8 protein-coding genes are annotated in these 12,296 nt (G+C 49.4%); 4 read left to right on the forward strand and 4 right to left on the reverse strand.

All coding sequences use genetic code 11. The features are described from left to right. Positions 1 to 392 precede the first annotated feature (392 nt). Together AC0LWE_RS11375 and AC0LWE_RS11380 are read left to right on the forward strand one after the other, a co-directional pair. On the forward strand, positions 393 to 1,832 hold the full coding sequence (locus AC0LWE_RS11375) for an MFS transporter (RefSeq protein ID WP_202667600.1): 1,440 nt from the start codon (positions 393 to 395) through the stop codon (positions 1,830 to 1,832). A 63-nt stretch (positions 1,833 to 1,895) separates the two neighbouring features. After that, the gene (locus AC0LWE_RS11380; protein ID WP_219347499.1) at positions 1,896 to 3,575 is read left to right on the forward strand and encodes a glycoside hydrolase family 43 protein; all 1,680 of its coding nucleotides are present in this window, start codon (positions 1,896 to 1,898) and stop codon (positions 3,573 to 3,575) included. A gap of 86 nt (positions 3,576 to 3,661) precedes the next feature. On the opposite strand, the gene AC0LWE_RS11385 is transcribed toward AC0LWE_RS11380, so the two are convergent. Further along, positions 3,662 to 4,852, reverse strand: a complete 1,191-nt coding sequence (locus AC0LWE_RS11385) for an MFS transporter (RefSeq protein ID WP_219347500.1) — start codon at positions 4,850 to 4,852, stop codon at positions 3,662 to 3,664. Positions 4,853 to 4,950: 98 nt separating this feature from the next. Between AC0LWE_RS11385 and AC0LWE_RS11390 the strand changes: the two genes are divergently transcribed. After that, positions 4,951 to 5,862: a LysR family transcriptional regulator gene (locus AC0LWE_RS11390; protein WP_219347501.1), complete on the forward strand. Its 912-nt coding sequence runs from the start codon at positions 4,951 to 4,953 to the stop codon at positions 5,860 to 5,862. Here AC0LWE_RS11390 and AC0LWE_RS11395 read toward each other — a convergent pair. Then, positions 5,831 to 6,001, reverse strand: a complete 171-nt coding sequence (locus AC0LWE_RS11395; protein WP_072241889.1) for a YfgG family protein — start codon at positions 5,999 to 6,001, stop codon at positions 5,831 to 5,833. The genes AC0LWE_RS11390 and AC0LWE_RS11395 overlap by 32 nt on opposite strands. Before the next feature lie 369 nt (positions 6,002 to 6,370). Between AC0LWE_RS11395 and AC0LWE_RS11400 the strand changes: the two genes are divergently transcribed. Next, positions 6,371 to 8,611 carry an EAL domain-containing protein gene (locus AC0LWE_RS11400; RefSeq protein ID WP_202667398.1) on the forward strand — a complete coding sequence of 747 codons (2,241 nt, stop codon included), beginning with the start codon at positions 6,371 to 6,373 and terminating at the stop codon, positions 8,609 to 8,611. Between the two features lie 10 nt (positions 8,612 to 8,621). Here the strand turns inward: AC0LWE_RS11400 and ppx are convergent, their stop codons facing one another. Both ppx and ppk1 read right to left on the reverse strand, forming a co-directional pair. Continuing rightward, entirely contained in the window at positions 8,622 to 10,163 is a 1,542-nt protein-coding gene (gene ppx, locus AC0LWE_RS11405; RefSeq protein ID WP_131487727.1) for an exopolyphosphatase, read from the reverse strand. 3 nt (positions 10,164 to 10,166) lie between these two features. Then, entirely contained in the window at positions 10,167 to 12,227 is a 2,061-nt protein-coding gene (ppk1, locus tag AC0LWE_RS11410; protein ID WP_059179429.1) for a polyphosphate kinase 1, read from the reverse strand. Positions 12,228 to 12,296 lie beyond the last annotated feature (69 nt).

Consider the following 12,296-nt stretch of genomic DNA (forward strand, 5'->3'; position numbering starts at 1 on the left):
AGCATATCCTGTATTTTCTGGGGCGATTACTCAATTACGTTATTTCACTCTGACGTTAAGATAATACTCAAACGTGACATATCTCCCAAAAACGACTGCCATGTATAAAACGCGATATTAGGCCTGAGAAGCTTGGTTTTTCAGGAAATTCAGGTGAGAAAAATATCGTTTTAGCGGGAACTATTCACTGGTCGGGGAGATGATTTTGAGAACTGCTAGTCACCATTTCGAATATAGGATTTATAAATGGCATTTGTATCGACGATCACAGAAATAAAAAAACATAATTAATTAATTTAAAAACGTAATGGATTCTCTGGGGGGCCTGTGTCAGAAACTCTTTCACCTTCACAAAAGAAACCGGAGAATGGATTAGAATGAGTGAAAAAATATTGCAAAACCGGCATGATGAATATCATAAATTAACCCGCGGCGAGCGGATTGGTTATGGCATGGGTGACTTTGCGCAAAACCTTGTGTTCGGTACAATAGGTGGTTTTCTGGCTCTTCATATGTTGACTGTAAATACAATCAGCACAGCAACTGCAGGGTTTATATTTCTGTTTGTCCGAATCATCAATGTTGTATGGGACCCGATGGTTGGGACTTATGTAGATAAACGAAGTTCACCCGCGGGGAAATATCGCCCCTGGCTTTTGAGAGCAGGCGTTCCACTTGTTATTCTGTCCGCTTTACTTTTCGCACCCATTCCTGGCATCAGGGGATCGGTTCCATTTGCATTTATCGTTTACCTCGCGCTGGATTTAGTCTATTCCGTTGTGAACATTCCTTACGGTTCGCTTAATGCATCACTGACAAGAGATCCGGAATCTATTGATAAACTGACCAGCACGCGCATGATGCTGGCCAACAGTGCCAATCTTCTTGTTTATACTTTATTCCCTATGTTTGTACAAATGGCCTCACCAAAAGATCGAAGCCTCAAGGATACGGGTTTTTTTGGCCTCAAACTTAATATGGGGAACTACACCGATCCATCAGCGAATTATGCCTGGTTTGGCGTTTATTCGATATATATGATATTAGGCGCGGTGGCGCTTTTCATCTGCTATAAATTTACCAAAGAACGTGTGGTGGCAACTGCAGAACAGACAGCCAACGTTAAAACGACAGATCTCTTCCTTGAACTCAAAAATAACCGACCGCTTATCATTCTCGGGTTATTTTTCATGTTGGCCTTCACGTTCATGTTTTTTGTGAACACCGTTAATGGCTTTTTTAATCAATATGTTGTTAACCATTCTGAATGGATGGGGGCTATCGGCCTTGTTGCTTCAATTCCGGGCATTTTATTCCCAATTTTTTGGTCAAGACTCAAGAAAATTTTTGGTAAAAAAGGCTTCTTCCATCTGTTCCTCGCCATGTTTATTGTCGGGCAGTTGTTGACTTACGTTTGGTCACGCTCAGGAATGCATGATGAACTCTGGCTTGCTTACATCGCAACCTTTATTAAACAGTGGGGCTTAAGTTCAGCCACGGGTTTCATGTGGGCACTTGTCCCTGAAGTGATTGCTTATGGCGAATTAAAATCAGGTAAGCGAAATGCCGCAATCATTAATGCGATTATGGGGCTCTTTTTCAAAATTGGTTTTACGATTGGCGGTGCGATTCCACTTTGGTTACTCGCCGCTTATGGCTTTAACGAAACGGGCGCATATCAAAATACAAATGCGATCGACGGAATCATCATCACAGCGGTTTGGATTCCCATCGCTTTAGCCGTTATTTCAATGATTGTCATTCAAATCTATCCAATCTCAGACGAAAACGTCACAGATATTAACCGCCAGCTTGATGAGATACGCGTATAGTTTGAAGAGTCATTGTAAAACTTAGTAAATATAAAATAAAATTCTCAGAAAAGGTCTAATGATATGTCGCTTATTCAAAACCCTATCTTACCTGGATTTAATGCAGATCCGAGTATTATCCGTGTAGAAGACACCTACTATATTGCAAACTCGACCTTTGAGTGGTTTCCAGGTGTCCGTTTACATGAGTCGAAAGATCTTGAACACTGGAATCTTCTCCCGAGTCCACTGTCAAACACTGTGCTTTTAGATATGAAAGGCAATCCTTCATCCGGGGGGATTTGGGCACCGGCTCTCTCTTATGCTGATGGCAAATTCTGGCTGGTTTATACGGATGTGAAAATCACGGAAGGCGCTTTTAAAGATATGACAAACTATCTGACCACCGCGACAGATATTCGTGGTCCATGGACCGATCCGATTAAACTTAATGGTGTGGGTTTTGATGCGTCACTATTCCATGACGACAATGGGCGTAAATATATCGTTCAGCAAACCTGGGATCACAGAGAATACCATCATCCCTTTGATGGCATTACGCTGACTGAGCTCAATACACAAACTCTGAAATTAATACCCGAAACAGCGCGTACTCTTTATCGTGGCACCGCCGTTGCTCTCGTCGAAGGGCCACATCTCTACAAACTAAACGGGTATTATTATCTTTTTGCTGCTCAGGGGGGAACCGTATTTACCCATCAGGAGGTTGTGGCACGGTCAAAAACGTTAGATGCCAATAGTTTTGAGACACAGCCGGGGGAAGTGTTCTTAACGAATGTCGATACGCCAGACAGTTACATTCAGAAGCAAGGACATGGCTCTTTAGTTTCAACCCCCAAAGGTGAATGGTATTACGCTTCACTGTGCGCGCGCCCGTGGAATCGGCCTGGTGAGTCTGTTTATGACCCCCGTGGCTGGTCAACTCTGGGAAGGGAAACGTCCATCCAAAAAGTGTATTGGGATAAAGAGGGCTGGCCACGTATCGATGGCGGTCACGGTGGTAAAACGTTTGTCGAAGGACCCACTGATGCCATTTATACCGAAAGCGCAAAAGATCATAGCCATTACGATGAATTTAAAACGCCGACACTCGATCCTAACTGGAATACGCTCCGTGTCCCTTTCACAGAAAAAATGGGTGCGACAGGCGATGGAAAGCTAACGTTAATTGGCCAGGGTTCTTTAGCGAATACCCATGACCTGTCGCTTATTGCCCGACGTTGGCAAGCCTTTTATTTTGACGCGCACGTCAAAGTTAAATTTAATCCCTTTAATTATCAACAAATGGCAGGCTTAACGAATTATTATAATGACCGTCACTGGAGTTTTGTATTCATTACCTGGAATGAAATTAATGGCGCCGTAATCGAAGTTGGCGAGAATAATCGCGGGAAATATACGTCACATCTGAAAGATGAAGCAATCAAGATTCCAGAAGATGCGGAATACGTCTGGTTCCGCACAAAAGTTCGCAAGGAAATTTATACTTATGAATACAGTTTTGATGGGATCACATTTGTTGAAATCCCTGTCAAATTAGATTCCGCCGTTCTTTCAGATGATTATGTTTTGCAAAGCTATGGCGGATTCTTTACCGGCGCATTCGTTGGCCTGGCCGCTGTAGACTATTCTGGTTACGACGCCCGCGCTGAGTTTTACAATTTCAATTATCAGGAGTTGGGCGATGCATTAGTTGATAGTGACACGTATAGCTGGGAAGCATTTGAATCGCGTGTTTATTAAATACTTAAACGTAAATTCAGATGAGAAGTGCAGCGCCCGGTCATGATGGGTACCGATAAGCACGGCTTGCCGTGCTTATCGTCTTTTTACGGTATTGTGCTCTCTGTTCGTGCAGGGAGGGATGGATGTTTTTGTTTCACGGCAATCCCTACTGCCAGGCTGCCAATAATGAGTGTGAGTCCCCACGACACCCACATCGAACCGCTGATCCCTAATGCTTTGTTTAACTCCGCATACGCAAAAGGCGATACCGAGGCCATGAGCTGAGCGGGGATCAACAGCACGCCCGTTCGCCGTGCATAATCCTCAGGTGCGAAAAGTTCCAGAGGGAGGGTGGCTTTGACGATCGTGACCAGGCCGTTGATCGCGCCATACCCCAGAACAAACCCGGCGGCAGATTCGATAAACACCGAGCTGCTTATTCCCAGCAAAAAGCACAGTGGCATGGCGAGCGCGGTAATGAGCATGAGCTGCGTTGGCGTTAATCGCGCGCCAGCCATCACGTCTAACAAGCGCGCGCCCGTCTGGCCAATGCCCCACAGCATCCCAATCGTAACGGGCAAACCCGCGTTCGCGATAAATTCCGGAAGGTGCGTGGATGTTCCATTTGAGACAAATGTTATCAGCGCGATAAACGCAGCATAAAGCCAGGCGTTTAAGCGAGCGTGAGGTTGTGTGGCGACAGGAGCCTTCGGGGTAGCTTTTACTGTAATGGTCTGATGGGGTAGCACGCGTATCAACGCCGCACTCAATAGCCCGAAAAGAGCATACATCAGCAGCGCTTCTCGCCAGCTCATTATCGTCAGTAACGCTGCACCCAGCGGCCAAAAAATTGCAGAAGCGAGTCCGCCAGCCAGAGTGACGCGAGAGATCATCCGTCGCGCATTTTGCCCGTAAAGATTCACAAGGGATGCGAACAACGCGTCGTACAAAGACAGACGCATACCGACTCCCGCCAGCAGCCACGCGCAATACCAACCCGCTAAAGCGTGTGATTGAGCCATTATCAGGCAGCTTATCGATATCAGTAGCGTGCCGCACATCACCACTCTCTGCCCGCCAAAACAGGCCAGTAATCGGGCCACAAACGGTGAAACGCCAGCCATCACCAGCATGGCCACAGTCAATCCCAGATAGATCTGTGGTGATGACCAGCCCGTCTCGGTCGCAATGGCGCGCGCGAAGGTTCCCGGCATATAAAACGAAATTCCCCAGTTGATAAGCTGATTACTTCCAGCGGCAAGCGAAAGAAGGCGGGGGACGGCCAGTGTTTTCATTATGTTTCATTCCTTTAGGCAGTTGTCCTCAGCATACTGCGCGCGGTATGGTGCTGGCAGGCCCCTGTGTTTATGAACGCTATAAGAGAAACTTTTCGATGACGATGTTGAATCTGGGTAATCTGGCGACCTTCCGACTGGTCATCCAGCGCGGCAGTTTTTCTGCTGCTGCGGATGCGCTTGGGCTTTCTCAACCTGCGGTGAGTTTGCAGATTCGCCAGCTTGAGCAGTTTCTCCAGACACGTTTAGTTGAACGCACCGGACGCGGCGTCAAAGCCACGGCGGCGGGCCTGGCATTACTGAATCATAGCGACCGTATTGAACATGTGGTCGATGAGGCGATTTGCTCGGTGAGGGCGTTGAGTGACGAGATCGGTGGCACAGTGACGATAGGGACGGGCGCAACGGCATGTATTCATCTTTTGCCACGACTGTTACAGCAACTACGACAGGATCATCCGCTGCTGGGCGTCGGTGTGACGACAGGCAACACGCTTGATATTGTCCGAGCCGTCGAGGAAAACCGTCTTGATATCGGACTTGTGACCCTTCCGGCAAGCGGTCGTTCGCTTGATGTGATGCCGATTCTGGATGAGGAGTTTGTCTTTATTATTGCGCGCGAGCAGGGGGACCGAATATCGCAGCTCACCCCCGCGATTTTGCATACGCTGCCGCTGATTGCGTTTGAATCAGGGAGCGGAACGCGGGCGCTCATCGACGGTTGGTTTCAGGCGAGTGCTTTTTCGGTCACGCCAGTGATGCAGTTAGGCAGTATAGAAGCCATCAAACGTATGGTGAGAGCAGGGCTGGGATTCAGTATTGTCCCGAGAATGGCGGTTCAGCATGCAGCGGATCGCGAGGGTTTAACCGTCGGTTCACTGGATCCCATTCTGCATCGGCAGTTAGGTATCGTCATGCGTCAGGACAAAATTCTCAGTAAAGGAATGGCTGAAGTGATTCGGTTGCTGCGTCAGGAAGCTAGCGGTTTGTGGTATCCAGTGGCTGGGTAACCTGTTGAGACTGAATTTTGTCCTGATGATGATACCAGGCGCCAATAGAGGAATAAACGAAGCGACCAAAGAAAAACAGAAAGCTAATCAGCAATATAATGCGGGTCATTCGAGTGTTAAATCGATGTCGTTTGTGCATACGCGTTGCCTGACTCACTGTATTTTCCTGGGCATACCCTTTCGGGCGATGCGGCTATTAAGGCACAGTGGGAAGAAGGGGTCAATTATGGCAAGTGTAAAAATTCGTCAATGTTTACATTAATTATTGTTATCGATGATGATTCAAGTATTTACCGCTTTGATAGAAAAGAGAAAACAGCACAATAATCTGATCATAAAAACCTTTTTTGAACAATGTAGTTTGATTTAAGTCAATTCCTGCCGGTCATTGAGCACTAAAATTCTCCTGCCATCGTGTTTATATCTCGCAAGCAGTATGTGGCAATAATGTCAGGATGGATGCCTGTCTGAAATTCTCTTTGGATGAAAGGACTTATATTGGACATCTATGAAAATTCTGGCATTCCTTAAGAAAAATAAAGACCGTTGGTGGGCTCTTCCTCTCATTTTGCCGGTTGCTTTACTCCCCGTATTTAGTGTCGCCAGCACGTATACGCAATTAAGCGGTGGCCTGGTTGCGCTCTATTATATGCCTTTGGCATTTTTACTCGCCACGATGTTGTTTTTTGGCCTCGCGGCAGTGCCCGGTATTATTCTGGCGCTGTTTTGCCGCTACTACCCTACCGCCGGGTGGTTCGAAACGGTCGCTATTATTTGTCATTTTATCGTTCCGCTGATCCTCAGTTGGGGGGGATATCGCGTGTTTGCCCCGCGTCGCAACATGGTGGCATATGGTGATGACCGGCTGATGGCGCAACGTATCTTTTGGCAGGTCATCTGTCCGTCGACCCTCTTTTTGCTGCTGTTCCAGTTTGCGGTCTATCTGGGTATCTACGCGACGCGTCAGAGCATGGTCGGTATAAATCCAATGAGTATCCGCACCTTGATTAATTATCAAGGCTTGCTGGTGGGAGGGTTGACGGGCGTGCCGTTCAGCTATCTGTTGATTCGTGTGATTCGCCATCCCCGCTATCTGAAAGGGCTTATCTCCCAAATCCGACTGCAAATTGACAAAAAAGTGAGCGTCGCAGAAGTTGTCATCTGGGGCGGAGTACTGGTTGGACTGTTGTCTCTACTGCTCATACCCATCAATGAAAACAGCTCAATATTCAGCACCAACTATACGCTGTCATTGCTGATGCCTGTGATGCTTTGGGGCTCAATGCGTTTTGGCTACAAGCTGATGTCGTTGATCTGGACTCCGGTTCTGATGGTGTCCATTCATTATTTTTACCGCTACATCCCGCTGTATCAGGGTTACGATATCCAGCTGGCGATCACATCATCAAGCTATCTCGTTTTCTCGTTTGTGGTGATTTATATGGCCATGCTGGCGACACGTCAGCGCGTCATCATGCTTCGCGCCAGCCGACTGGCGTTTCTCGATCCCGTCGTTCATATGCCTAACCTGCGTGCATTGTCGCGTGCGCTGACCAAATCACCGTGGTCAGCGCTGTGCATGCTCCGCATCCCAGAGCTGGAAGTGCTAGGGCGCAATTACGGCGTGCTGTTGCGGATCCAGTACAAGCAAAAGCTCGCCGCGTGGATTAACGGTACGCTCGAGCAAAATGAGTGCGTCTATCAATTGTCGGGATACGATCTGGCTGTACGACTGAATACAGAGTCGCATTCCGTGCGAATCGAGGCGCTGGATGAACACATCAAGCAGTTTCGGTTTATCTGGGATGGCATGCCGCTGCAGCCGCAGGTCGGCGTGAGCTATTGCTGCGTGCGTTCTCCTGTAAACCATCTTTATTTGCTGTTGGGCGAGCTGAGCATCATTGCGGATTTATCATTATCCACCAATCATCCTGAGAGCTTACAGCAGCGCGGAGCAGCGCATCTGCAACGGAGCCTGAAAGATAAAGTGGCGATGATGAATCGTTTGCAAGCGGCGCTTGAACATAACGAATTTGTGCTGATGGCGCAGCGGGTGCAAGCCATTCGTGGCGATCACTACCATGAAATTTTGCTGCGCATGCCGAATGATAATGGCACGTTACTCTCACCGGACACCTTCCTCCCCGTTGCACAGGAATTTGGTTTGTCGTCGCGAGTGGATTTATGGGTGCTTGACCGCACGCTGCAGTTTATGGCGACATACCGCGAAAGGCTGCCAGGCATGCGGTTTGCCATCAATTTATCGCCCTCAACGGTATGCCGCTCGCAATTCCCCCTTGAGGTGAATCGGTTACTCAAGAAATACGCGATTGAAGCCTGGCAAGTAATCTTCGAAATCACCGAAAGTAGCGGTTTTGGCAATGCCGTTTTGGCCGATCAGATCGTCAAACAGCTTCAGATGATGGGCTGTCGAATTGCTATCGACGATTTTGGTACGGGATACGCAAGCTATGCCCGACTGAAAAGCGTCGACGCAGATATTCTGAAAATTGATGGCAGTTTTATTCGCAATATCGCCGACAACAGCCTCGACTATCAAATCGTTGCCTCTATTTGCCATTTGGCGCGGATGAAGAAAATGCTGGTCGTGGCGGAATACGTGGAAAGTGAAGCGATACGCAGTGCCGTCGCCGCGTTAGGAATTGACTATCTGCAAGGCTATTTGATCGGTAAACCTGAACCGCTTGAAGAGATTGTCGAGACTCAGGCGTCGTTGTCAGACGCCTGAGTCTCACGCGTTATGCCGCAATTTCCGGTGATTCTTCTTCTTCGATTTTCAACAACCAGCCCGTTACGGCTTCCCAGTATTGCTGCTCTTTTTCGAGATCCAGCAGTACTAGCGCATTCTGGCTAAACCAGCCATGTGGGAAGCTCAGCGTCCAGTGATGGTCATCAGTTTTCAGCCTTAACGTTGGCGGTGTGGTTGTCGCCTGGCGCTGATTATTGAGTAACACGCCCAGGCGCAACAGCTGGATCAACGGCAGGAACTGCTTTTTCTTGAACAGCGTGAAGCGCGGCAAATCGTCCAGCTTGATCGCTTTACGATGGTAACGCACCAGGGTCGCCATCATGGTTTGCTGCTCCTGATTAAAGCCTGGCAGATCGCTGTTTTGCAGAATGTAGGCCGAGTGGCGATGCATTCCGCTGTGGTTAATGTTCAGACCCACTTCGTGCAGGGTGGTGGCCCATTTGAGCAGTGCCGCCAGCTGTGGGTGCGCCAGTTTGGGATTTTGCGCTTCCCACTGTTCATAGATATGCGTTGTGGTTTCCAGAACGCGCTTGGCTTGCTCACGGTCAATGTTGTACTGATTCGCCAGGCTTTGCGCGGTGCGGCTGCGAATATCCTGATGGCGGAAGCGACCTTCCATTTCGTACAGCACACCTTCACGCAGCGCACCGTCAGAAAGACGCAGTTCGCGGATCGCCAGGGCATCAAACACGCCGCACAAAATCGCGAGGCCAGGCACAAATACGGCCTTACGCTCGTCGGAAAGCCCCGGCAGGCTGAGCGAATCGAAACTCTTGTGTTTCAGAACCTCTTCGCGCAGCATTTCCAGGCGTTCCGGGGTGATAAAACCGTCTTTTTCGCCCATCGCCAGCAGCACTTCGTGAGAGGCCTTGATACTGCCGGATGCGCCTAGCGCGACATTCCACCCCTGGATACGGTACTGCCACGCCAGTGATTCAAGCTTTTGTACTGCGGCCATGCGCGCACGCTGGAAGTTCTCACGGGTGATCGCGCCGCCAGGAAAGTACATTTGTGCAAAGCTGACGCAGCCCATACGGCGGCTTTCGACCAGTTTTGGCTCGAAATCTTCGCCAATCACCAGCTCCGTCGAACCTCCACCGATATCGATGACCAGCTTGCGGCCTTTTTCCGGCTGGGTATGTTCCACGCCCATGAAAATTAGACGCGCTTCTTCATTGCCCGAAATGATTTCAATAGGGTAGGGGATCACTTTTTCGGCGCGTTTCAAAAACTCCGGCGCGTTCAAAGCCTGGCGCAGAGTATGCGTGCCGACGATACAGACGCTGGATGCGGAAAAGCCTTGCAGCCGCTCAGCAAAGAGTGACAGGCAGGCTAAGCCACGCTCCATCGCCTCTTCGCTGAGCATGTTTTTATCGTCAAGACCGTCGGCCAAATGGACGCGCTGCTTGAGGCGACCGATGATCTGCATCGCGCCATCGACTTCGCGGGCGATGACCATATGGAAGCTGTTAGAACCTAAATCGACCGCAGCAAATTCCTGCGCTCGTGGGGTCTTATCATTTATCGGCATAGGTTAATCAGGTTGCTCGAGTGATTTGATATAATCGTAAATCGCCAGTTGTGCGCGCACTTTGCGGCGGTTGCCGCGCTGCACATAGCGGTTACTCAGTTCTTTGTCGATATAACGCGCTTTTACGGTGTCACTCAGTAAAAGTTCGATAATATCCAGGATCTGCTGCTTCAGACGCGGGTCCAGCAGCGGGGTGGCGACTTCAATTCGGTAATCAATATTACGCGTCATCCAGTCCGCAGAGGAGAGATAAACCTGCTTATCGCCACCATTTTCGAAAATATAAACGCGATCGTGTTCGAGATAGCGGTCAACGATACTGATCACCCGAATATTGTCGCTGATGCCTTCAAGTTCAGGAATCAACGAGCACATTCCGCGGATCAGCAGGTTCACCGGCACGCCGGAGCTTGAGGCGGCGTAAAGTCGGTCCACCAGTCCTTTGTCGACCAAATTGTTGAGTTTTAGCGTAATGCCTGATGGCTCGCCTTTCTGCGCTGCGGCGATCTCTTTGTCGATCATCGCGTACAGCAGTCGGCGCGAGTTCTGTGGCGAAACCAACAGATAATCGAAATTCACCGGACGATACGGATTCTCAATAAAGTTAAACACCCGACGCACTTCGTTGGTGATGCGCGCATCGGCGGTCAGCAGCGAGTAGTCGGTATAAATCCGCGCGGTTTTCTCGTTAAAGTTGCCGGTGCCGATATGGGCGTAACGCACCACGTCTTCGCCTTCTTTACGCGAAATCAGGAACAGCTTGGCGTGAATTTTCAGGCCTGGTGCCGAGAAGATAACGTGTACACCGGCTTCCGTCAGACGACGCGCCCAGTGAATGTTGGCCTCTTCATCAAAGCGAGCCTGCAACTCCACCACTACCGAGACTTTTTTGCCGTTGTGCGCAGCGTGGATCATCGCATCAATAATGCGCGAGTCTTTCGCCACGCGGTAAATATTGATTTTGATTGCCAATACGTTGGGATCGAACGAGGCCTGGCGCAGCAGTTCCAGCACGTGTTCAAACGTATGGTACGGGTAATAGAGCAGCACGTCGCGCTCGCGGATGGCGTCAAATCCGTTACGGAATTTATCGAACCAAATATGACGCAGGCGGGGCAGCGGCTTGTTGACCAGATTGGCTTTGCCGACGTTCGGGAAACCAATAAAGTCTTTAAAGTTGTGATAACGGCCACCCGGCACGATGGAGTCATAACGGGAAATCGTCAGCTTATCGCGCAGCATTTCCACCAGCGCATCCGGCATATCGCGCTGATAGACAAAGCGCACCGGCTCTGCCGTCAGGCGTTGTTTCAGGCTCGACGACATCAGCTCCATCAGACTGGCTTCCATCTCATGAACCAGATCGTATTCGGCATCGCGGGTCATTTTCATCGAATACGCGTTCAACGCATCGTAATCGAAGAAGCCCTTGAAGATATCGTCAAGGCAATAGCGCAGAATGTTATCCAGCAGGATCATTGGCTTGCGTCTGCGTGGCGTTTCTGGCGGCAGATTGACGAAGCGCGGCACTTTATCCGACGGGATTTCCAGCAGCGCATAGCGAATGGACTCGCCGCGAATAATTTCAACCGCCAGATAGGTGTAGTCATCCTTCAGGAACTGCACCAGATCCGTTTCACGATTGATCAGAATCGGGGTGATGTGCTGGCGCAGATAATGTTTGAAATAGTGCCGCAGCCAGGCTTGCTGATTGGCAGAAAGCTGACGTTCGTTAATCAGGAAAATCTGGTTGCGCGCCATTTCCAGCAGCAGTTCGTTATACAGACCGTCGAATTCCTGATCTGCCTTCAGCACTCGCGCCTGAATTTTGCCTAGCAGATGACGCGAATGAGAGTTCAAACCCTGCTCTTCGCTGATGATAATCCGCCGTTTCAGCTCAGCAAAACGCACCTTGTAGAATTCATCCAGGTTATTGGAGTAAATCCCCAGAAAACGCATACGCTCAATCAGCGGGTTGCTCTTATCAGCCGCTTCCTGAAGGACACGTTCGTTGAACGCTAACCAGCTTAGCTCTTTCTCGATGTATAACTTTTCCTGACCCATTACAACTTACACTCCGTTTCAATCACGGGACGCAGCAAATCCGTCTCGATTCTATTATGGCGAGCTTTG

The organism is Lelliottia sp. RD5, from assembly GCF_056032945.1.